The sequence below is a fragment of the Comamonas testosteroni ATCC 11996 genome (genome assembly GCF_000241525.1).
GTDB classification, from domain to species: domain Bacteria; phylum Pseudomonadota; class Gammaproteobacteria; order Burkholderiales; family Burkholderiaceae_C; genus Comamonas; species Comamonas testosteroni.
This window is the reverse complement of record NZ_AHIL01000009.1, coordinates 1-19599: the sequence shown is the minus strand read 5'-3', so window position 1 is coordinate 19599 and position 19599 is coordinate 1. Positions and strand designations below refer to the sequence as shown.

Below are 19599 nucleotides of genomic sequence, written 5' to 3'. Positions count from 1 at the left end.
CACGAGATGGTGGAAAATTCGTCCCGACCCTGTCCAATCTGAGCAGGGGAACTGCAGGCAATGCAAAAGTGCCGCTCTTGCCAGGTTGACGATGAGAGGAATGTTGAGGTGTGGTGTCGAAAGAAGAAGAGGGAGACCGGCGTCACCATTCGTGATGGCGTGCGCAAAGTTCTGACTGCCAAGCGCGATGCTCAACTGGCGACCAGTCTGTTGCTGGTAATCTGGGTCTCTGTAATGGTGGCCACCAGCTGGCAAATCTGGTCGGCGCATCAGCGCACCTTGAGCGAGATCGATACGAATAATCGCAATCTTGCGCAGACGCTGAACACCTATGCCGAGGGCGTCTTTACCCAGAGCTCCATGCTGCTGCTCGGCATGCTTGAGCGCCTGGAGGTGGAGGGCACCACGCCCGAGCATCTGGTCCGCATGCAACAGCTGGTCGGTCGCCAGGAGCATCTGCTTTCCCAGCTCAATGAATTGCTCGTCATCGATGCGAGCGGTAAATGGCTCATGTCATCGAGAGGGAAATTTGTCGACGGAGCCAACAGCGCCGACCGTCGCTTTTTTTCATATCACCGGGATAACCCGTCGCACGAGATCTTCATCGGTGCGCCCATACGCAGCCGCTCTACGGGTGAATGGGGGCTTACCATCAGCCGGCGATTTGAGAGCAAAGAGGGCGACTTTGCCGGGGTCATCGTTGTCGTGCTGGGGATAGAGAACTTTCTGCACTTGTTCGGCAAGATCGATGTCGGCGAGCAAGGGTCTATTGGACTGGCAACGACCGGCGGACAGTTGCTTGTGCGCTATCCATTTCGTGAGCAGGATCTGGGGCGCGACTTCTCTCGCTCCCCCAACTTTCTGCGCTACTACTCCAACCTGAAATCCGGAACGGCGTCTTTTGAGTCCGGCATAGATGGAACGGAAAGGCTATATGCCTTCAAGAGCAATGAGCGTTACCCCATTTTCACGGTGGTGGCCCGGGGGCGGTATGAGGCACTGCAAGCCTGGCGAAGCCAGGCGCTGCTGACGGCGGGTGTGGTGCTAGGTCTGCTGGCAGTTGTCACACTGATAGGCTGGCGTCTGATCTTGCTCATCCGACAGCGTGCGCAGGCAGAGACATCCTTGATGGCAGTGCGTGAGAAGTTACTGGATGCCAACCTCGAGCTGGAGCGGCTGGCCACCCAGGATTCGTTGACAGGGCTGGCGAACCGGCGACGCTTCGATGAGGTGCTGCAACTGGAGATCCGCCGTGCCGCACGCGAGGGGACGGCACTCTCGCTTTTGCTCATTGATCTGGATCATTTCAAGGGCTTCAATGATCGATATGGTCATGTCGCCGGCGACGAATGCCTGAAAGCGGTGTCGCGGCAGCTGGAGCTTTCGGCCAAGCGCTCAGGTGATCTGGCAGCGCGTTACGGCGGGGAGGAGCTTGCCATCATTCTTCCCAATACCGCGCTGGAGGGGGCCATGCGCGTTGCCGAGGAGTTGCTGAAGTGCATACGAGGACTCGGCATTGCCCATGAGTCCAGCCAGTTCGGCCATGTCACAGTGAGCATAGGCGCGGCAAGCATACGGGGCAGACATGGACTGGCGAGTCCGCTGGATCTGGTTGAAGCGGCCGATCAAGCCCTGTATCGGGCCAAGGCGGCTGGGCGCAATCGTGCCGAGTGCTGAGCTGTCGGAGCTGCTCTCTCGGATCCTTTGACGACCTTCAAGCAATCTGAGGGCGCGAGCCGTCATTTCGAATCCGTAGTCTTGCCAAAGGGGAACCTTGCCTGGAGGTGTCTGTCGCGCCATGGCAAGGACGTTGGGCATGTCCGCAACCACGCAGGACACAGCAAATGCACCGAAGCCGGCTAGCGGTTTCCTGCGAATATCTGGCCTGAACACTGGTGCCCGCGAAGGCAGGCAGGTTGGCCTATCGCATGATTCACGATAGGGCATCCTGTAGATGCATTGTTGATGCTGGCTCTGATGGTTATGACCTGCATCGACGCCAGCGCTACACGCTGGAAGGTCACCTATCTACAAGGAAGTTCAACACTTGCCGTGAGGGGCTGGAGCTGGGATGAGGCCGGCGGTAGCAACGCCACCCATGACTGGTGGCGGACTTTGTGCACGCCTGATGCCAGGCTGGTCAGGCTGGATGTGGGAATCTCAAGCAAATGGCGTGAGAGTGCTTCAGCGATCCATGTCGACACGCGCTGAAAGCAGTGCGAGCGTCGAAGAGCTCAAAGCTGAGCGCTGCGATCTGGATCTGGAGCCGGCAGGGCTTGCAATTGAGCTGCAGGCCGGGTGCTTGCGCGGCACCGTGATCCTGCAGCTGGCACAAGCCCCATGTCAGGGCTGGTGGCCGTCGTAGCGCACCATATCAACCGCTGAGGTTTAGTGACGGCGCTGCTGAGGCGCAGGGTTGCTGTTGTTGGAACGCTCGATATGACGGAAGGTCAGGCGACCCTTGTTCAGATCATAGGGAGACATCTCCAGCGTTACCTTGTCGCCTGCCAGCACGCGAATACGGTGCTTGCGCATCTTGCCGCCGGAATAGGCAATCAGCTGGTGGCCGTTGTCCAGCGTCACACGAAAGCGGGCGTCCGGCAAAACCTCGTCCACTCTGCCTTGCATTTCAATCAATTCTTCTTTGGCCAAAATATTTCCTTTCTACGAAGAGGTCAGTTCAACTGGTTGTCCAGCACCATGCTGCGCCCCTCGGCGAGGGCATACTTGCTGGCCATATCCGGGGTGTCGAACTGGCGGATAAACCTGAAAATCCGGTCATAGGTTCCGCGTCGGATGGAAACCGCTGCAGCAATCTTGCCGGAGTGAGTCATTTGGGTGAGGGCAGTCACAATGTAGTTGCCGACACGCTCTGTGATTTGTTCTGTGTGCATATCGAGTCAACGGGCGGCACAAACCCAGGCAAGGGCATGCCGACCAATGAAAATGAAGGAATCCAGCTCTGATGAGCCAAGATCAAATAGGCCAGCCGCTTGCGGGTGGCCTATGCTTCTTGCCATGGAGTGCCTTGGCTGTATGGAGCCAAGCGTGGGCAACGTGAGAACTGCCTGAGAGATACTGCGCAGGGCAAGTGCCACGCAGCAAGCCTGAAATTATAAAGCATTGTTCTTTTATGCGCAAATCGTGATGAAACCGAGACATAGCAGAAGAAAAAGCCCCAGGCTCTTGCGAACCTGGGGCTTTTATTCTGGTGCCGGAGATAGACGTTGTTGCATATCAGACCCAGGCCAGATTTATGCAACAACACACCATGCACCTGGCTACATGCCTGGTCATAAGATACATAATTGATGAATCTTATGTGATGTAACGGCTGCGAAAGGAATTGTGCAATGAGGATTCATGAGCTTTGCACTGAAGAGGAAGTCGTCAGCTTGGTGCACTCCTTCTATGCGCGAATACGCCAGGACGAGGTGCTAGGCCCCATCTTCGATGCACGTATAGCGGACTGGGACCATCATCTGACCAAGCTGGTGGATTTCTGGTCGGCCATTTTGCGGCGCACAGCACGCTTTTCAGGGGCCCCTATGCCCAAGCATGCTGCGCTACCGGGTCTAAGCCTGGAGCTGTTTGAGCGCTGGCTGGGCCTGTTCGAGATCACGCTGGCCGAGCAACCCAACCGCGCCATGGCCGATCAAGCATGGCAGGCGGCGCGCCGTATTGCACAGAGCCTGTGGTCGGGCTACCAGATGAGCCGTGATCCCAAGGCACTACCGGCGGTGGTGAGCCATGTCTGAGCTGCTGCAGATCGAGGAGCCGATGCGGTCTGTGCCCCAACCCAAGGCTCCTGCACCCCAGTGGAAAGCCTTACTGGAGCTTGGCTTCAGGCCCTTGTACATGGCCGGTTGTCTGTGGGCTGCGGTGTCTGTCGCGTTGTGGGTTTTCGCGCCACAGTGGCTTGCGGGGCGTTTGGGCGGCGTGCTGTGGCATGCGCACGAGATGTTGTGGGCCTTTGTGGCGACGATTGCCGTGGGCTTTCTGCTCACGGCGGCTAGTAACTGGACCGGAAGCAACCCTATTCAGGGCCGGGCGCTGGGCGGGTTGTGCGTACTGTGGCTGCTGGCGCGCGTGGGTTTCCTGGTGGTGGGTGATACAGCTTTTGCTTTTGCCGTAGTGTGTGAACTGCTGTTTTTCGCCGCCGCTGCCGTAGTGCTTGGCCGGGTGATCTATGCAGCACGCAGCCGACGCAATTACGGCCTGCCGCTGCTGGTGTCAGGTCTGGGCGTGGCCGATGCACTCTTTCTGCGCTCGGTATGGCAAGGCAGCGACTACGCAACGCTGATGCATTACCTCTATGCAGGGCTGCTGTGCATGGCTGTGATTGCACTACTGGTGGCGCGGCGCGTTATTCCATTCTTCGCTATGCGGGCGGTGACGGATCTGCAGATTCCCATGCATACGGCCAGCGGGCAGTGGCAACTCTGGACTGGCGTGCTTGGCATTGTCTGCCTGTTGCTGGGATGGGTGCCGGGTATGGTGACCGCATTGGCTGTCACGGGACTCATCACCCTATGGCAGGTGTTGGCCTGGAAACCCTGGGCTGTGCGTCAGGTGCCGTTGCTGTGGATTCTGTATCTGGGTCATGCGGCCTTGGGCGCGGGCCTGCTGGTGGCAGCGCTCCAGGCGAGCAACTGGGTACTGCGCTTGGCCTGGCCGGTCCATGTGATCGGTGTGGCCGGCTTTGCGGTGCTGATAATCGGCATGGTGACACGTACGGCTTTGGGCCATCTGGGGCGACCATTGCGCGCCGATGGGAGCATCGTAGTCATGTATGTGCTGGTGCTTGCCGCCGCTTTGCTGCGCCTGCTGGCGCTTCTGCCTGCGGGGCTCCCTCAAGCCGCGTTGCACGCCTCGGCGCTTGCATGGGTGCTGGCATTTGCTTTGTACCTGTGGCGATTTGTGCCCTTGCTGATTCGGCCGCGCCTGCCACCAGCTGGACTCTCAGCGGCTCAGCCGTCAGGACATGTCGTCAGCAAGTCCAGAAAATCTGTTTGAACGAGATCACTCAATGCGTCTAACCCTGATGACCGACTATGCGCTGCGGCTGCTCATGCATGTGGCCCAGCGGCCAGAGCGCCTGTGCACGATTTCCGAGGTTGCGCAGGCTTACAGCATTTCCGAGGCAAATCTGATGAAAGTGACGCATCAACTGGCCCTGCAGGGCTGGATAGAGACGGTACGTGGCAAAGGCGGAGGCATGCGCCTCGCCCGTGAACCTAAGCAGATCCATATCGGTGCAGTGATACGTGGACTAGAGTCCGACTTCACGCTGGTGGAGTGCTTTGGCAGCGACAGCCGGTGCACGCTGACCGGCGACTGCCGCCTCGCTGGCATGTTGCAAGGAGCTTTGCACAGCTTCATGGCGCATCTAGATGGATTCACTCTTGCGGACCTGATGCCGCCAACGTTTGTCAGCGCAGTGCCGTTGATTCCTGCCAGACGACTGTCAGGAGAGGAGGCTCAGACATGAGCTATGGCCTGCTGATCACACTGCACCTGCTGGCCGCCGTGGCGTTTGCAGGCACAGTGTTCTTCGAAGTCGTGCTGCTGGCCAATGTGCACAGCCGGGTGCCGCGGCAGCACATGCTCCCCGTGGAGCAGGCGTTGGGGACACGCGCCACCGTCGTCATACCCTGGGTGTTGCTAGTGCTGTATTTTGCGGGAGCAGGCTTGGCCTGGCAGCATCGCTCGGTACTGGCGCACCCATTGGCCAGCAGTACCGGCATGCTGATGGTGCTCAAGATTGCTCTGGCGCTCAGCGTGCTTGCGCACTTCGCCAGCGCCATGTGGTGGCGCCGCCAAGGGCAACTTGATGGACGACGCTCGCACCGATTGCATCTGAGCGTGTTCTGCCATGTGCTGGTCATTGTCCTGCTGGCCAAGGCCATGTTCTATCTGCACTGGTAGGAGCCTGGCGAGGTATGCCAAGCGGCTGCATCCAAATGCGTCATGGCAGACTTTTCCCTTATTCAATATCCAAAGAACTCCTCACTACGCACATCGTCCTCATCAATGCCGGCTGATAGCAGCAACTGCTGCATTGCTGCCACCATGGAAGGTGGGCCAGCAACATAAAAGATCGGATTAGCCAAGCCCTCAATGGCCTGCTGGAGCCACTCTCTATCGATCGTTTGTGTATCACCACTCCAATCCACGGCAGAGTGCGCCATATCCGTCATGGTGGCCTTGAGCCGGAATTTGGGATTCGTCCTTTCAAGAGCTTGAAGCTCAGAGAGAAACGCCGAATCTTCCGGACGACGATTGGAATACAGCAAAAGCAAATCCTGCTGTGACTGCTGCATTGCAGCGTTTCGCAACATGCTCATGAACGGCGTCACGCCAATCCCACCGGCGATGAGCACACCCGCTCGCGCCGTGTTTTTGTGCAAGGTAAGCGAACCAAATGGTCCATCGATATCCAACTCAGCACCTACGGGCAGAGCTGCCAAAGCGCGTTTGTAAACACTGTCCCTCATCCGCGTGGCAAACACTAATTCACTCTCGTGTGGCGCGCTGACAATGGAGAATGCGTGACATCGCTCCTCTTTGCTCTCTCCGGGGGCCGCGCCCGGAAGCTGGATTTCAAACGCCTGTCCAGGGCGGAAATCAAACCCCGCAGGTTTGGCGAGATGGAATGCCATCGTACCCTGTGCAACCTCTTCGCGTTCGAGGATTTTGCTGTGCTCCATGCCCATGATTCACTCCTTCGCAATCAATGGATCTACGCATTGGATGTGTCCAATGGAACAAATATTCCCGTCAATCGATACCCACCGTGAGAAACGGGTCGAATTGGGCGTTCTCATTGAACCGACCACCTCAGCCTGTTATGGCTGCGTTCGGCCAGAAGCAGCCCCGTTCAGCACGAGGCCGCGAACGGGAGGTCTAGTCTGTCGACTGTCGCTCAACTCGAAGATGCCAACGACTGCAAGTGCCCATAGCATTCATTGGAGCGTGACCTCAGAGGTCCGCCCCAAGCCTAAAAGCAGTCGCTAAACTTTCACGAATTTCGGGTGACCGCTTTTACCTGTGCCGCACTGGTGCGATCGACCCGGAGCGGCTGTTCAGCTAGAAGCTCGAAACCCGTCACTCAGCCAGACTGCACGTGCAGCACCAAGGCATCCAATGGGCGGGACAGCGACCTTCAGGACATGGGCGTAGTTCATCATCGTGCTCAGGTCCGAATGTCCCAGTGGCTCCTGCACCGTGAGGATGGCAGCTCGAATGTTCGGTTCATCTTGGTCTCGACCAAGCTGCGCCGGTAGTCACTACTCTAGTTTTTCCATAGCTTGCAACCGAAGCGCCTGCATGCGGCTATTGCTGCATGCAGGCTAGGGATAGGTGCAACAACGCCTGGCTACACCGTGTTTTGCTATGTTTTTAGCGATCAGGCCGCTTGCAACTGGCCTGTCAGTACCTGGTCTACGGCTTCCTGCACGGCTCGGGTCACGTCGCCGCGGCGGTACTGCAGACGAGGATCAGCTTCGTAGCGCACCGGCGTGCCACGACCGGCCGACAGAACCTCGTCCGGCAGCATGGGGTGGCTTTGATCCAGCGCGGGCACCACGGTGTCGCTACCCAGGCTTTTGAAGAACAGTGTGAAGAACTCGGCAAAGCTCAGGTTTTCATCGCCCACCAGATAGGCTTGGCCCGATTCGCCATGTTCCAGAGCCGCAGCTACGGCTTCGGACAGCGACTGTGCGGACATGAAGTTGGTGCCTCCCGTGGGCCCGAAGATCGGCATATCGCCCATCTTGCCCTGTGCGTAGGCGGTGTAGGCCTCAAAAATGGGACTGGGCAAACCGGGCACAGCACCCACCATGAAGGGTGCGTTCAGGCTGCAGACCTCGAAGCCTGGCGCGGCTAGTGCGCGTGCTCCCGTGCAAGCCAGATAGCGAGAACGCACATACGGATCGCTTTCGGCCAGCTCGGGGGCCACATGCGGGTAGAAGCTGCCGATCAGCACGGCTTTGCGGATGCCTGCTTCGCGGGCCAGCGCAAAGAAGCGGGGCAGGGCCTCGCCATTGGCGTGCAGCCAGTGGGCGGGAGCATCGGCCTCGGGTGGCACATGGCGGATGTCATTGCCTGCGGCAAAGACCATGGCGTCAAAGCCTTGCAGGTCTTCCTTGCGCGCGTTGCCGGCCACAAAGTCGATGGACACAAAAGGCAGCTGGGCCATGGGCGTGGCTGCTGGCGCAGGCCTGCGTGCGGCGATGGTGACCTGATGGCCCAGGGAGTGCAGGTAAAGCGCGGCGTGGCCGCCCAGCAGGCCGGTGCCGCCAACGATCAGAATATTCATGAATTGTCCTGTGTGAAATCAACGAGAGAAAAGTGCTCAGGCGGGCTGGGCCTCGGGCCGCAGCTGTGCGGGCGCGCCCTGGCTGGCGTCGATAAAGCCGTTACCAGTAATGACGGGGATGGTGGTCCAGGCGCAGCTGGGGTCGCGCATCCAGCCGCCAGCTGCCATGGCGCCGCCATCGACTGTGAGCGTGCTGCCGGTCACCCACGCTGCCAGCGGGCTGGCCAGGTACAGGGCGGCTCCTGCGCAGTCTTGTGGCTGGCCAAACCGGCCCAGCGGAATCCAGCGCGGAATATGGTGTTTGTTGGCATCGGGTATGGCCAGACTGACGGGCACTTGCCGGGTTTCGGTGGTCTCCAGAGCAATCTCGTTGGCGCGAATGCCTTCGGGCGCCAGCTCCAGCGCCAGCGTGCGGGTAAAGCCACCCACCGCCGCCTTGAAGGCCGCATAGATGGCGCAGGTTGGTGCACCACGCAGCCCTTCGATGGAGGACAGGCTGATGATGCTCGCGCCTGCACCCTGCTTGCGCAGCAGCGGCAGCATGGCGCGCGTGACATCAAAGATATGGCGCAGGTTTAGGCTGTAGAGGCGGTCAATTTCCTCGTCGCTGAACTGCTCGAACGGCTTGGAGACTAGATAGTCGCCTACGTTATTGATCAGCACATCTAGACCGCCAAAGCGCTGCTCAATGGTGTCCACCATTCGCGCCACGTCGGCGCGGAGTGTGACATCGGCCTGCACCACCAGCGCTTCGACCCCGGCTTGCTGCAGCTGATTGCGCACTTCATCGGCAAGTTCGGGATTGATCTCTGCCACCACCACACGGGCACCTGCTGAGCCAAACGCCTCGGCGGTGGCACGCCCGATGCCGGATCCGCCCCCGGTTACCAGTACCGTTTTCTGTGTGAAATCAATCATCTGCGCTCCTTGCAATAGCTTGTTGTATGAACGGTGAAATACTCGGTTCATGATGGAGAGCAGGTCTGTGCAAGGCATACCTTGTTTGGAGGATGTGCTGCTTAACCCCTGCCAAGATCGCTTGGCAAGTGATTGATTTTTATAATTTTTTGGAAATGGAACGTCTGGTTTATCCCTAGGCGTTGCTGCATAAATCGCCTGCTGCCCTCGGGTAGCCGCAGGCGAAGAGTCAGCCCGCGTCGCCCAAGTCCCGCTACCGCACCACCAACTGGAAGTAGTACAGCGCTGCACTCAAGGCTCGGGGCTCCATGACCATTTGCCAACGTCTGCAACGATCAAGCGCTGATCGCAGTGTTTCAGGCACTCGTTGAGTGCAACTGCTTCAGAGGCGGGGACATTGGCTGCCGCGCGCTCCCGCATAGCCTCTGACAATACGCCGCTGTAGTGCGCGAATGGGCTTCTATCTTGCATTTGGTGGCTCCCAGAATGAGAAAAGCCCGCGGCTGCGGGCTGGGGTGTTGATCAAGAGAGGCTGTGCATCGCTTCGGCAGCCGCCCAGGGATCTATGGCGTTTCCGTAGGCCTGCACTGTGCCCACTCTGGAGGAAACCCCCATCATCCACCAGGCGAGTTCTGCCCGCATTGGTGATGAAAACGTTTCCGGGGGGGGGGGCTGACCGCAAGGCGCAGAACGGCGCGGGTGGTTCGGGTCGCCGGGGCTTCGGAATTTGGGGTCGAATGCATGGAGTCTCCTGAGGGCAAAGAAAAAGCCCGCGAGCGGTTGCTGCGGGCTTGAATAGAGTGCCGGTGACCTTTTGGGTCGTGCTTGGGAAAGAAGGTGAGAGGGAGGGAGGAGAGAAGCCCAGGCCCGGCATAACAGGTAGATGGGGCGAATTCTGCATGATGCTTTTAGGGCGATCAATACGAGTTCGGCTTACACGAAAGTGGGGGGGCATCTGGTGTGACTACTGTCGCCACGACGCAGATGCGTCGAGTTCCTAATTGACGGCAGTCCAGGCCCATTCCTGAGTTGCCGTACCTGCCTGAGTGGCCACACCGGATGGCTCTGACTTTGGTGCAAAAAAAGCCACCCTGTGGAGGGTGGCTTAAAGAGGCTTCTCTCACATCTGAGTAGCTGCGCTCATTCAAAGACATTACTTAAGGTGAATGCTTTCACAAACGGTTGGCCTTGTCAGTATTTTCTATTGGCCGATACATATTGATTCTAATTTTCTATCGTTGATGGTCCCGCTATAGCCCTGCGGGGGAAGGCGCAGGCAGGCCGCATACTGGCTAAACGCGCACATTGCAGAATCTCCAGGCACAAAAAAAACCACCTCAGGGGTGGCTGATAAGAGAGAGCCCGCGCGGGGCGGGCAAAGATCACTCAATGAAACCGAGGTCACGCAGCGCCTCTGTTTCCTGGGTGTACTCGGCGTCCTCGATCAGGAACGCGCCATCGGGCTCATAGCCGAACAGACATTTGATGGTCAGACAAAACTGGATGGCAGCATTTGAGAAAGCGCGATTGCGACCACGCTTGCCGCTTGGAGGGGCGAACCACGGCATGCCCTGGTCCAGCCAGATGGTCAAGTCGCCTCGGGCCTTCACGCCTCGGCCTTCAATGCTGCGTTGTACACCTTCCTGTTTGTGGTGCGCTAACGCTTGCGCCCCCAGCTCGACTCACTCATCTGGCAAGCCTGCTGCACTGCGAAGCTGGAGTTATGCAACAACGCCCTGCAGACAGCCAAGCTCAATGCGGATGTGGCGATCCAGAGCAATGCTGTGCGCCTGGAGGCAGCCAAGATTGGCCTCACGACATCGGCGCAGCGCGTGACCAGCGCCTGGAGCAAGGTGTCCGCTTCGGCAGGTATCACTGGCGGCATTGGCTGGAGCTATAGCGGATCGATTGATCAGTGAGGAGTGCCTGGTGACGATTCAATCCAGGCTGACGCTCTGGCTGGTCTGGTGAATTTCTCCCGCGATAGTTTTATTCCGTGCTCACCGAAACTCAAAGTGTTCTCTGTGAAGTTGCCAGGAATCCGCTGGTAGCGATTGCTTGAGGGTCAGCTCTAATTGCTCGCCCATGGCTGCAGGACCACAGAACCACACCCGTAATGGCTTGTCGGCACGATAACGTTGAAGCACCTCTTTGGGCGTCCAGCGATGGCCGTCGGCAAAGATATCCAGATGCACATCCGGATGAAGCGCAGCAGCCTCTTTCAGCGCTTGAGCAAGGGGGTCGACCGCATGCTGGCAGGCGTATTGCAGCCAGGCCTGGGGAGCATGGCCGTCATGGTGTAGTTGGCCTAGCCACGATAGAAAAGGAGTCGCGCCAACGCCGGCGCCAACCCATACGTGCACGGCACCATCGTCGTGATCCGGAGGCACAAAGCGACCATAAGGACCGTCCAGCTCCACAACGATACCGGGCTGCAGGCGCTTGGGCAGGCTGCGAGTCCAGTCGCCCAGTTGTTTGATGTGAAAGCGCACGACATGATCTTGCTGGTCGGCATCGGACAGCGTGAACGGGTGCGCCTCTTGCTCCCCTGCCAAGCGCAAAAAGGCGAATTGCCCCGCAGCATGGCCCGGCCAGGAATCATCCATACGGCACTGCAGCTCCAGCACATCGCCAAGCTGCGTGAATGACAGTACGGTGCCCGCATGGGGATAGCGCGACCGCAGGTCACGCACCAGTTGCATCGCGGCGGCGACGACGCCGAGGGCCATAGTCAACGCCAGCAGCCAGCCGCCCACACCACTCCAGTAGCCAGGAGGAGTCAGCACAATGCCATGGAACACCAATATCAGATACGCCAGAGGCATGAATCGATGAAACCAGTACCAGCGCTTGTATGGCACTGAGCGACGAGCAAGCGTAATGACCAGCATCAGGATCAATGCATAAAAGGTCCATTCGCCCAAGGTTTTGGCATAGGGCTTTAGGAGGCTGACCCACTCGGGCACGGGTACTTTGGCCAGCCTGCCAGTGCTGCCAATAGCCGTCGCGATGAGGGGCTTGGACTGCTTGGCCAGCCAATGCGCCAAGCTCAACGTAATGGCAATGATGCCCAGCCATTTGTGCAACCGGTATGCCTTATCCATGCCGCCCAAAGGCGACTCCACCCAGCGAGGGCGTAAGGCTAAAACCATGATGGCCGTCATGGCCCCCAAAGCCAGAATGCCGGTAAGCAGCATGCCTTCTTGCCGCATCACCCACAGCAGGTCACCAGGTGGCGACGGTGAGAGCCAAAAAGCCTCCACTGCCCAAATCACAAAGAAAGAAGCAAGGACAAGAAGAATGGAACGGCGCAAGACAGCACTCCGGTTGGCTCGATGGCCGGCAGAACCAGAGCAGAGTGCAGAAACAGATGCACGCAATAGCTCTGGTTCGTTCACCGCAGGCGGCTCCAGCACATTCGGGCTTGTTCAAGACTTATCGAGGCAAGGCTAGCATGGTGCTAGATAGACGTTCTACATTTCCAACTGATTTGCCGCGCATTGTTGCGGTATGTCTAGAAACGATAAGGATTACTTCTGGCCGTAGATCGATATTCGTTGCACCCCTCTAGGGTTCGGTCGTTGAGTTCTGCTCCGGAGAACTCCTGGGCATGAAAAAAGCTCTCGTATCAATGCTGGCGCTGCTGGGCATTCACCAGCATCTGAGTGCCGAGCAGCGACTTGCTGACGCCCCCCCGCAGCTCTCATCGAGTACGCCCGAGCCCTCGGAAAAGTATTCGGACAGTGCTGCCAGCGGTACACGGAGCTGGCAATCCGAACTGATGGCCACGCAGTTGATGCAGCAAGGTGCCGCGCAGCCTGGCCAGTGATCCCCCAAACCAAGGAAACCCGATGAGCAAAATTGCGATCACGGAGCAATTGGTCGGCCGCTTCTTGTCCTGGCCGCTGCCGGCTGACTTTGCGCCGGACCGTGGCATCACATTCACCCGCTAGCTACACGCTTGCATGAGCCCCACGGGCACGAATCTGCTGTACTTCGGCCAGGCCAAGGCGATGCTGGAGCACTGCATCAATGGCAGCACTGCCAGCGCCAGTGGGCCGTCACCCCACCAGCAGCGCGTGCTGGATGAAAAGCAGGAAACGGACATTCGTATCACCAAGCTGGATGAGTTCATGCTGCGCAATGCCTTGTTCCGCCAGTTGGACCCCGAAGAGCAGTCTCGCATGCGTCGCCAACTCGATGTGATGTGCGAGCTGTCCGTGATCCTGGGCAAGCGTATCGCCCGTTTCTAAGCTTGTGTTGAGGGAGGTATGAGTTCGGGAGACGCGGGCGCTCCAGGCTGGGTTGGCCGGGGCCGCGAATACCCGCAACCAGATCGCAGCGATCTAGCTACAGTACGTGACGCAGTCGAACGCAAACTGGTCAAGGAATGCAGCAGAGCAGTTGCCATCTATCTTGGCTTGCAAGGGAAGACATCTTGCAACGCCCTTGAGACCAGTGAGTTGGCATTCATGTGCCTAAGCTGCGGCTTGGCGTAAAGCATCATAGGAATGATGTCCAAGATTTGGTCGCGTGTGATGCCGTCTGGTATGCAAATGGCTTTGGACGACACCAGTGTTTCGGCAACTCCCAATACATACCCCCGCGCAATACTGACCTGTTGGTGGTCCAGCGCGATACCCGCTTGAGATTTTTGTGTTTCAGAGAGCCATTGATGCAGCTCATTCCCGGTGATCTGCTGCGCGTGCAAATGTGGTCCACAGAGTAATGCGACCAGCAGCGCGGCAGTGCCCTGAATAGCTTTCATCCTCTCATTCCTCCTGTGAAAGGGAATGTAGCAGAGGAGCGGCTACGGCTTGACACCCTGTCAGTGGCCTTCCACCAGAGGCATTTCCGTCTCATCGACCGCAATCATCACGCCCGTGGCGTTGAGGGCGATTTCAATTGGGGTGCTCCAGATCCAGGTTTTTCTCTGCAGGCTAGATATTGAGCCTTGAGTGGCCGCAGCGGACTGCGTAATCCAGTGGCACGTGCACCTTGACGCCTTTGGCTGAAAACGCCCAAAGAGGACTGAGAAGTGAAGGACAAGCAGCCACGTAAAGCACCTTTCATCTCATGCGCCTGGCGACCGCGCGATGACGCTTTCCTCGATGCGCTCATTTTGAAAACGGCTCATACCGCAGGCAACAAACGTAACGCTTCATGTTTAGGGCTCACCCACATTACCCAAACATCAAGTCAACTCTGGCAATCAACTCATTGACCGGTAGCTGCCGCATAGCATTGAGCGCGTCAACAAGGGTCGAGTAGCTGCGAGCTCGATATGTGTGCAGGCTCATGGAGCGTGTTCGTTTCATTTGGCTACTGTTAGCCAAACTTCACGGACTAAAGTCGCCCGTTTAGCTAATTATCGAGCGTCAACTGAGGGGCGGTCTAAGCCGGTGCTGCCAGCTAGAAGCAGTCACATCCTACCCTCGCCATGCCTCGATTCATATTGATCCAAGTGAAAAAATTCATTGAACCCTTCATTGGGGGATACCGCATGAAAGCGTTTATCCCATTGTGCATTGCCTCGCTGTGCTCCGTCGTATCTGCTCAGACCAGCGTGCCCTCGGGCCGCATAGTCCCAACCCCTATCTACGGCGTCACCGTGGACGATGTGAGCAGGCTTAATGACATCACGCGCAGCCTATCGTCGCTGGCCTACCGGCCCACCACGCGCATCGTCTTCGATGAGTTCGTCAACCCGGACTATTACCGCAAGCCAGCAGTGGAAATCTCCAAAGTTTCCTATGTGATGGGTGAGATCTTGGACTCGTACTACGTCAAGCAGTACAGCGTGGATGCATACATACAACGGACTAATCAATACCTCAATGCGTTGTCGGATGTCGTGGATATTTGGGAAGTAGCCAACGAGGTCAACGGCGAGTGGCTGGGGGCCAATGCCGATGTGGTGGCGAAGATGACCAACGCCTACAACATCGTGAAGTCACAGAACAAGGCGGCTGCGGTCACGCTCTACTACAACCAAGATTGCTGGTCGAAACCTGCCAATGAAATGTTCAAGTGGGCCGAGGCCAATGTCCCTGCCTACATGAAGCAGGGTCTGGATTACGTCTGGATTTCCTACTACGAGGATGACTGCAATGGACTCAAGCCCAACTGGCAGCAGGTGTTCGATAAGCTGCGCGTGATGTTCCCCAATTCCAAGATCGGGTTTGGGGAAGTGGGTACCTCACGCAAAACCAAGAAGGCCGAGTACCTGACCCGTTATTACACGATGAAGATCACCACTCCGAATTACGTGGGCGGTCACTTCTGGTGGTACTTCAGGCAGGACATGGTGCCCGTCACCAAGGAGCTGTGGACTACCCTGAATGCTGCGATCAAGGCGGCGCCCCGGTAGGTCAGTGAAGCCTCCTCGTTTCCCCGCGCCACCTGCAAGCCGAGGTTGGGGAAACGTTTGACACGATACGGGACCGGAGGAGTCCGGTCTGGCGATTCATGTGGGCGATGGTGGTTGTAGCGATGCAGCCAGCCCTCGGTCATTGAGCGCTCTTTCTGCAACGATTCAAAGACATAGCAGTCGAGCACCTCCGTTTTTGTAGGTGCGGTTGAAATGGATGTGCCGGCAACATTGATCATCTGTGCCAAATGCGCGCTATCAGAGCGGCAACAGCTCCGATCAAGGATTGACTGAGAAGATAATCATCCCTGGCTACCGAGGTCACTCCCTGGCAGGCTCCTTTCGGCCAGTAGCAGTCGCTCTGCTCCCTCACAACGGTTCCGAGGGAACGTTAGACTGGATGCGTTGATCTCTCCATATGGCTTAGAAATGAATCGCTCTCTAACGGTTGCAGAAATGTCGCTGGCTCGCTGGATGCTAGAGAACGGAGTCCCCGAAGCAAAGGCATTTCTTGGGCAACTTGAATCTTTGCAAGTTACGCCTTGGCGTTGTGTATGCGGTTGCGCCAGCATTGACTTTCAGCTGGATGGCCACAATCCGGCTCCTCCAGGCGTGCATATCTTGGGAGACTTTCTTTTTAACGATCAAGATCAATTGGCTGGCGCATTCATATATGAAAGCGGAGGCCTGCTTAGCGGGATAGAGGTTTGTGGATTTGAAGGTGACGCCCCTAGAGTGCTTCCCGTTGCAGCGATGCTTCGACCACTGGATTGACTATTAACGAAGTGGGCTGCTTTTGCCTGCTTAGGGTCGTGAGCAGCCCTCGGTGGCTGGCTGCTGCCAGCCATGAGCGGTCATTGGGTTGTTGACTTCGGTTGCGGATGAATTTCACAATGAATGCCAAATATCACTGGAGTGACCGTGTCTCTATTGCAACGTCTTCGAGGTGAAGTTTTGCAGAAAGTGCCTTGCCTTGGGCAAACACTTTTCTTGTACAAGCAGGGCTTCGTCCTTGGCATTTTTACTGGCTTGGCTACGCTTATTCTGTTTAATCTTTCATGGCATTTTGTTCCGTACGCAGGACAAGCAGTACAGCTCGTGATTGCTGTAATCGGAAGCTATGTATCGGCCAACCTCATTGGCGCTCGCGTGCCCAATGGATGCCCATCAGAGGTAGCAGCAAAGCGCTGGATTTAAACAGGCAAGGTCGCCTTAGTGGCGGTCAGCGACAGTCCCAGGTTGGCGGATAGCAGCCAGCCACCGAGGGCTGCTCACGACTGTGGATTCAACTGGTCAATGCAACACAATGACTGCCTCTGGCGGATGGAGTGCTGGCATGAAGCAAAGACCGCGGATTTACTACACCGAAGCTCAGAAGGCCCTGATGTGGGATCGTTTGAAAGCCGGCGATAGCTTGCACGAGATCGGCAAGCTGTTTGAGCGACCGCGCACCTCGATTCACAACACCCTGAGTGCGACAGGGGGCATCCGCCCGCCAGCAAGGCATCGGCCGCTCTGGCTGAGCGCGAGGAAATATCGCGCAGCTTGGCCGCAGGTGAATCCATCCGCTGCGTTGCCAGGCGCTTGAAGCGAGCAGCATCCACCATCAGTCGAGAACTCATGCGCAATGGCGGCAACACCTGCTACCGAGCTACAAAAGCAGATGAGGCAGCCTGGCAGCGAGCGCACCGCCCAAAGACGTGCAAGTTGGCCTGCAATACTGCGTTGGCGCAGATCGTGGCGGGTAAATTGCAGAGTCAATGGTCACCTGAGCAAATAGCAGGATGGCTCAAACGAACTTACCCGGGCGCAAAGGATATGCAGGTGTCTCACGAAGCCATCTACCGCACGCTCTTCGTCCAAACACGCGGGGCCTTGAAGAAGGAGCTTCTGGAGAACTTGCGGCGCACCAGAGGAATGCGTCGCTCACGCCATTACACCCAGAAGATGCCGATCCATGGCCGGATCGTCGATGCAGTGCCCATTAACGAGCGCCCAGCCAGCATTTCATCTTTCACTTCGTCAGGGCTGAGCGTTGAGAGCACTTCGGCGTGGACAGTCCCCCAGAAGTACTGGGTGGCCCACCGGTGCATATTGGATTTGTGTAGTGCGTAGGTCAGGCGCACGCGCCCCGGCATCATTGTGTCAATGTCGGTGGTGATCGATGCAGGCGACTCGCGGCCAGCCATGGGCAGAGTCTTAAGCGCCGCCCCAAGCTCCGGTCCGGTCACATGCAGGAGGTATCCGTTGGTCGATGACATTTCGAGCCCTTTTTTCAAAAATACTGTTTATTCGCACAGTAAATTTGAAGGCGAGGCTGATCTGGAGTCCAATAGAGAGCCAGGTTAAAGGAGGTCCCCCATGACCGATTCTGAAGATGATTTCAAGGATGACGACGGGGAGTTTGGAAATGTGGAGCGAGAGTTCTACACCTCGCTGATGCCGCAGCCGAAATCCAATGTGGCGGTGCTGAATGCACTCGCGGCGGAGTTCGGCCTCATCCCTCGAGGCGAGTGGATCACCGAGCAGATGCGCGAGTTTGCCGGCGCGATCGTTGATCGCTGCTGTCGAAATGCCTACAAGGCTGTTGAGCTTGCGGAATCTCCGAGGGAATACGTCGAGCGTGCGATGTTGCCTGAGCCCTTGGAGAAACTCAGACAGGCCGATAGCTGCAGCCGCTCAAAATCCAGGGTTGCAGTGCTGAATGCGCTCGCGGCGGAGGCTGGCCTCATAGAGCAAGGTGAGTGGATCACGGAAGAGATGCGCCGATATGCGGGCGCGATTATCAAACGCTGTGCCTGGTATGCGCGACTAGCGCTGCCGGTCGATGAGTCCCCGAGCGAGTGCATTCATCGTGCAATGCAACCAGAGTCGATGGAGGAGGCACGATTGACCATGGCCAAGTATTGGCGCGAGCTCGATGCGGAGTTCAGGGACGCAGAGGGCGGTTGATGTGCAACCGCTACAACACCCCTTCAGAGAGGCGCTGTTGCATAAATCAATGCCAAGTCAAGCTTCCCCTGACCCCAGACGTGGCTATGCCACAACCACTGTTTGCGGACAACCCAGTTCAGTGAACCGATTGAGAATGGCGGCTCGGATGTGTAGTTCGTTGACCTGGCGCTCGAAGGTTCTAGACATGACCCGCTCGCCCAAGCGTTTAATGCAGTGCATCTTGGTCTCCACTAGGCTGGGCTGGTGATACCCACTCCAACTCCTCCATAGCTTGCGTCCAAAGCGCCTGCATGCGGCAATCGCCGCATTGCGGTGCGCAAAGGCAGTGCCTTTGCGCATCCGGGCATTCTTTCGCGGAGGGATGATGGGCATGGCATTGCGCTTCATCACTGCGGCATACACAGGCTTTGTGCCACAGGCACCATAACCGGTAACGCTCAGCAATGACTCATCTGCCGGCAGTTGTACCAACAAGTGTGGCACTACCACCGCATCGCTGACGTTGTTGGAGGTCACGCAGATGGCTCGCACCTGCAGCGTCTGGGCATCAATGCCGATGTGCAGATTGCGCCGTTGACGTCGACGTTCCGCGCCATGCTTTTGCACTTCCATTCGCCTTCGCCCAGGAACTTTATGCCCGTGCAGGCGTGCAGCAAATTCAGTCCACACGAACTGGGGCGATATGCCACTTGCACATCCAGACTGCGTTGTCTGCGACGTAGCGTACTGAAGTCTGGAACAGGCCATGGCAGTCCAGGCAAAGCCAACAGCAATTGCACAAAGCCGGTGTCTGTCGCAAGGCCAAGCCAAACAGGTTCTTGATGGTCAGGCAGAACTGGATAGTTGCATCCGAGAACTGCGGGCTACGCCCGCGTTTGCCGCTGTTAGCGGCAAACCATGTCATACCCTTGTCCAACCAAAAAGTCAAGGAGCCTCGCGCTTTGAGCGCAGCGTGGTACTGCTTCCAGTTGTTTGTGCGATAGCGGGACTTGGAATGCAGAGACTGACTCATCGCTCGAGGCTACCCGACGGTAGA

21 protein-coding genes and 3 pseudogenes are annotated in these 19599 nt (G+C 57.6%); 13 read left to right on the top strand and 11 right to left on the bottom strand.

The window, feature by feature from the left end:
* Positions 1-108: 108 nt before the first annotated feature.
* Positions 109-1677 carry a sensor domain-containing diguanylate cyclase gene (locus tag CTATCC11996_RS03700; RefSeq protein WP_003073230.1) on the top strand — a complete coding sequence of 523 codons (1569 nt, stop codon included), beginning with the start codon at positions 109-111 and terminating at the stop codon, positions 1675-1677.
* Positions 1678-2388: 711 nt separating this feature from the next.
* Here CTATCC11996_RS03700 and infA read toward each other — a convergent pair.
* Together infA and CTATCC11996_RS03690 are read right to left on the bottom strand one after the other, a co-directional pair.
* Complete coding sequence (gene infA, locus CTATCC11996_RS03695) at positions 2389-2652, bottom strand: translation initiation factor IF-1 (RefSeq protein WP_003061434.1); 264 nt, start codon at positions 2650-2652, stop codon at positions 2389-2391.
* Between the two features lie 23 nt (positions 2653-2675).
* Positions 2676-2894, bottom strand: coding sequence for a hypothetical protein (locus CTATCC11996_RS03690; protein WP_003073225.1), 219 nt, complete (start codon positions 2892-2894; stop codon positions 2676-2678).
* Between the two features lie 459 nt (positions 2895-3353).
* Between CTATCC11996_RS03690 and CTATCC11996_RS03685 the strand changes: the two genes are divergently transcribed.
* Genes CTATCC11996_RS03685 through CTATCC11996_RS03670 form a run of 4 tightly spaced genes read left to right on the top strand, consistent with a single transcriptional unit; the run spans position 3354 to position 5928 of the window.
* Complete coding sequence (locus CTATCC11996_RS03685; RefSeq protein WP_003073223.1) at positions 3354-3758, top strand: group III truncated hemoglobin; 405 nt, start codon at positions 3354-3356, stop codon at positions 3756-3758.
* The gene (locus tag CTATCC11996_RS03680; protein WP_003073222.1) at positions 3751-5016 is read left to right on the top strand and encodes an NnrS family protein; all 1266 of its coding nucleotides are present in this window, start codon (positions 3751-3753) and stop codon (positions 5014-5016) included. The genes CTATCC11996_RS03685 and CTATCC11996_RS03680 overlap by 8 nt, the downstream gene beginning before the upstream one ends.
* 13 nt (positions 5017-5029) lie before the next feature.
* On the top strand, positions 5030-5491 hold the full coding sequence (locus CTATCC11996_RS03675; RefSeq protein ID WP_003073220.1) for an RrF2 family transcriptional regulator: 462 nt from the start codon (positions 5030-5032) through the stop codon (positions 5489-5491).
* Positions 5488-5928 carry a CopD family copper resistance protein gene (locus CTATCC11996_RS03670; RefSeq protein ID WP_003073218.1) on the top strand — a complete coding sequence of 147 codons (441 nt, stop codon included), beginning with the start codon at positions 5488-5490 and terminating at the stop codon, positions 5926-5928. The genes CTATCC11996_RS03675 and CTATCC11996_RS03670 overlap by 4 nt, the downstream gene beginning before the upstream one ends.
* A 62-nt stretch (positions 5929-5990) precedes the next feature.
* On the opposite strand, the gene CTATCC11996_RS03665 is transcribed toward CTATCC11996_RS03670, so the two are convergent.
* The 4 genes and pseudogenes from CTATCC11996_RS03665 to CTATCC11996_RS25415 form a co-directional block, all read right to left on the bottom strand.
* Positions 5991-6716, bottom strand: coding sequence for an FAD-dependent oxidoreductase (locus CTATCC11996_RS03665; RefSeq protein WP_003073216.1), 726 nt, complete (start codon positions 6714-6716; stop codon positions 5991-5993).
* Between the two features lie 692 nt (positions 6717-7408).
* On the bottom strand, positions 7409-8320 hold the full coding sequence (locus tag CTATCC11996_RS03660) for an NAD-dependent epimerase/dehydratase family protein (RefSeq protein WP_003073214.1): 912 nt from the start codon (positions 8318-8320) through the stop codon (positions 7409-7411).
* A gap of 36 nt (positions 8321-8356) precedes the next feature.
* A complete protein-coding gene (locus tag CTATCC11996_RS03655) occupies positions 8357-9238 on the bottom strand; it encodes an SDR family NAD(P)-dependent oxidoreductase (RefSeq protein WP_003073212.1) in 882 nt (293 codons plus the stop codon).
* A 1469-nt stretch (positions 9239-10707) separates the two neighbouring features.
* Positions 10708-10877: pseudogene (locus tag CTATCC11996_RS25415) on the bottom strand (transposase); the annotation flags it as partial.
* Between the two features lie 25 nt (positions 10878-10902).
* Between CTATCC11996_RS25415 and CTATCC11996_RS03645 the strand changes: the two are divergent.
* A complete protein-coding gene (locus CTATCC11996_RS03645; RefSeq protein WP_003073208.1) occupies positions 10903-11157 on the top strand; it encodes a hypothetical protein in 255 nt (84 codons plus the stop codon).
* Between the two features lie 81 nt (positions 11158-11238).
* On the opposite strand, the gene CTATCC11996_RS03640 is transcribed toward CTATCC11996_RS03645, so the two are convergent.
* The gene (locus CTATCC11996_RS03640) at positions 11239-12552 is read right to left on the bottom strand and encodes a ferredoxin reductase family protein (RefSeq protein ID WP_034348177.1); all 1314 of its coding nucleotides are present in this window, start codon (positions 12550-12552) and stop codon (positions 11239-11241) included.
* Between the two features lie 296 nt (positions 12553-12848).
* Between CTATCC11996_RS03640 and CTATCC11996_RS03635 the strand changes: the two genes are divergently transcribed.
* Both CTATCC11996_RS03635 and CTATCC11996_RS03630 read left to right on the top strand, forming a co-directional pair.
* Complete coding sequence (locus CTATCC11996_RS03635) at positions 12849-13067, top strand: hypothetical protein (RefSeq protein ID WP_236597818.1); 219 nt, start codon at positions 12849-12851, stop codon at positions 13065-13067.
* Between the two features lie 136 nt (positions 13068-13203).
* Positions 13204-13491: a crAss001_48 related protein gene (locus tag CTATCC11996_RS03630; RefSeq protein ID WP_003073199.1), complete on the top strand. Its 288-nt coding sequence runs from the start codon at positions 13204-13206 to the stop codon at positions 13489-13491.
* Between the two features lie 158 nt (positions 13492-13649).
* Here the strand turns inward: CTATCC11996_RS03630 and CTATCC11996_RS03625 are convergent, their stop codons facing one another.
* The gene (locus CTATCC11996_RS03625) at positions 13650-14006 is read right to left on the bottom strand and encodes a Rap1a/Tai family immunity protein (protein WP_003073196.1); all 357 of its coding nucleotides are present in this window, start codon (positions 14004-14006) and stop codon (positions 13650-13652) included.
* Between the two features lie 735 nt (positions 14007-14741).
* On the opposite strand from CTATCC11996_RS03625, the gene CTATCC11996_RS03620 reads away from it, so the two are divergent.
* A complete protein-coding gene (locus tag CTATCC11996_RS03620) occupies positions 14742-15608 on the top strand; it encodes a hypothetical protein (RefSeq protein WP_034348174.1) in 867 nt (288 codons plus the stop codon).
* Here CTATCC11996_RS03620 and CTATCC11996_RS26505 read toward each other — a convergent pair.
* Positions 15515-15847, bottom strand: a complete 333-nt coding sequence (locus CTATCC11996_RS26505; protein ID WP_080728987.1) for an integrase core domain-containing protein — start codon at positions 15845-15847, stop codon at positions 15515-15517. The genes CTATCC11996_RS03620 and CTATCC11996_RS26505 overlap by 94 nt on opposite strands.
* A 190-nt stretch (positions 15848-16037) precedes the next feature.
* Here CTATCC11996_RS26505 and CTATCC11996_RS25410 point away from each other — a divergent pair, with 190 nt between their 5' ends.
* The 3 genes and pseudogenes from CTATCC11996_RS25410 to CTATCC11996_RS24755 form a co-directional block, all read left to right on the top strand.
* Positions 16038-16382 (top strand): hypothetical protein, encoded by a 345-nt coding sequence (locus tag CTATCC11996_RS25410; RefSeq protein ID WP_138983835.1) that lies wholly within the window; start codon positions 16038-16040, stop codon positions 16380-16382.
* Positions 16383-16529: 147 nt separating this feature from the next.
* Entirely contained in the window at positions 16530-16805 is a 276-nt protein-coding gene (locus CTATCC11996_RS25405; RefSeq protein ID WP_138983834.1) for a hypothetical protein, read from the top strand.
* Between the two features lie 139 nt (positions 16806-16944).
* A pseudogene (locus CTATCC11996_RS24755) lies at positions 16945-17615 on the top strand (transposase); the annotation flags it as partial.
* Here CTATCC11996_RS24755 and CTATCC11996_RS25805 read toward each other — a convergent pair.
* Positions 17543-17869, bottom strand: a complete 327-nt coding sequence (locus tag CTATCC11996_RS25805; RefSeq protein ID WP_003073186.1) for a hypothetical protein — start codon at positions 17867-17869, stop codon at positions 17543-17545. The pseudogene CTATCC11996_RS24755 and the gene CTATCC11996_RS25805 sit on opposite strands and share 73 nt — an antisense overlap.
* 100 nt (positions 17870-17969) lie before the next feature.
* On the opposite strand from CTATCC11996_RS25805, the gene CTATCC11996_RS03610 reads away from it, so the two are divergent.
* Complete coding sequence (locus CTATCC11996_RS03610; protein ID WP_003073183.1) at positions 17970-18560, top strand: hypothetical protein; 591 nt, start codon at positions 17970-17972, stop codon at positions 18558-18560.
* 84 nt (positions 18561-18644) lie between these two features.
* On the opposite strand, the pseudogene CTATCC11996_RS03605 reads toward CTATCC11996_RS03610, so the two are convergent.
* Positions 18645-19575: pseudogene (locus tag CTATCC11996_RS03605) on the bottom strand (IS5 family transposase).
* Positions 19576-19599 lie beyond the last annotated feature (24 nt).

Bases quoted from the DNA above. Each gene is read 5' to 3' on its own strand.
- CTATCC11996_RS03670 (WP_003073218.1), top strand. From the start codon at position 5,488: ATGAGCTATGGCCTGCTGATCACACTGCACCTGCTGGCCGCCGTGGCG.
- CTATCC11996_RS03625 (WP_003073196.1), bottom strand. From the start codon at position 14,006: ATGAAAGCTATTCAGGGCACTGCCGCGCTGCTGGTCGCATTACTCTGT.
- CTATCC11996_RS03680 (WP_003073222.1), top strand. From the start codon at position 3,751: ATGTCTGAGCTGCTGCAGATCGAGGAGCCGATGCGGTCTGTGCCCCAA.
- CTATCC11996_RS03665 (WP_003073216.1), bottom strand. From the start codon at position 6,716: ATGGGCATGGAGCACAGCAAAATCCTCGAACGCGAAGAGGTTGCACAG.
- CTATCC11996_RS03620 (WP_034348174.1), top strand. From the start codon at position 14,742: ATGAAAGCGTTTATCCCATTGTGCATTGCCTCGCTGTGCTCCGTCGTA.
- CTATCC11996_RS03630 (WP_003073199.1), top strand. From the start codon at position 13,204: ATGAGCCCCACGGGCACGAATCTGCTGTACTTCGGCCAGGCCAAGGCG.
- CTATCC11996_RS03610 (WP_003073183.1), top strand. From the start codon at position 17,970: ATGACCGATTCTGAAGATGATTTCAAGGATGACGACGGGGAGTTTGGA.
- CTATCC11996_RS26505 (WP_080728987.1), bottom strand. From the start codon at position 15,847: ATGATCAATGTTGCCGGCACATCCATTTCAACCGCACCTACAAAAACG.
- CTATCC11996_RS25410 (WP_138983835.1), top strand. From the start codon at position 16,038: ATGAATCGCTCTCTAACGGTTGCAGAAATGTCGCTGGCTCGCTGGATG.
- CTATCC11996_RS03655 (WP_003073212.1), bottom strand. From the start codon at position 9,238: ATGATTGATTTCACACAGAAAACGGTACTGGTAACCGGGGGCGGATCC.
- CTATCC11996_RS03690 (WP_003073225.1), bottom strand. From the start codon at position 2,894: ATGCACACAGAACAAATCACAGAGCGTGTCGGCAACTACATTGTGACT.
- CTATCC11996_RS03685 (WP_003073223.1), top strand. From the start codon at position 3,354: ATGAGGATTCATGAGCTTTGCACTGAAGAGGAAGTCGTCAGCTTGGTG.
- CTATCC11996_RS25805 (WP_003073186.1), bottom strand. From the start codon at position 17,869: ATGTCATCGACCAACGGATACCTCCTGCATGTGACCGGACCGGAGCTT.
- CTATCC11996_RS03675 (WP_003073220.1), top strand. From the start codon at position 5,030: ATGCGTCTAACCCTGATGACCGACTATGCGCTGCGGCTGCTCATGCAT.
- CTATCC11996_RS03635 (WP_236597818.1), top strand. From the start codon at position 12,849: ATGAAAAAAGCTCTCGTATCAATGCTGGCGCTGCTGGGCATTCACCAG.
- CTATCC11996_RS03660 (WP_003073214.1), bottom strand. From the start codon at position 8,320: ATGAATATTCTGATCGTTGGCGGCACCGGCCTGCTGGGCGGCCACGCC.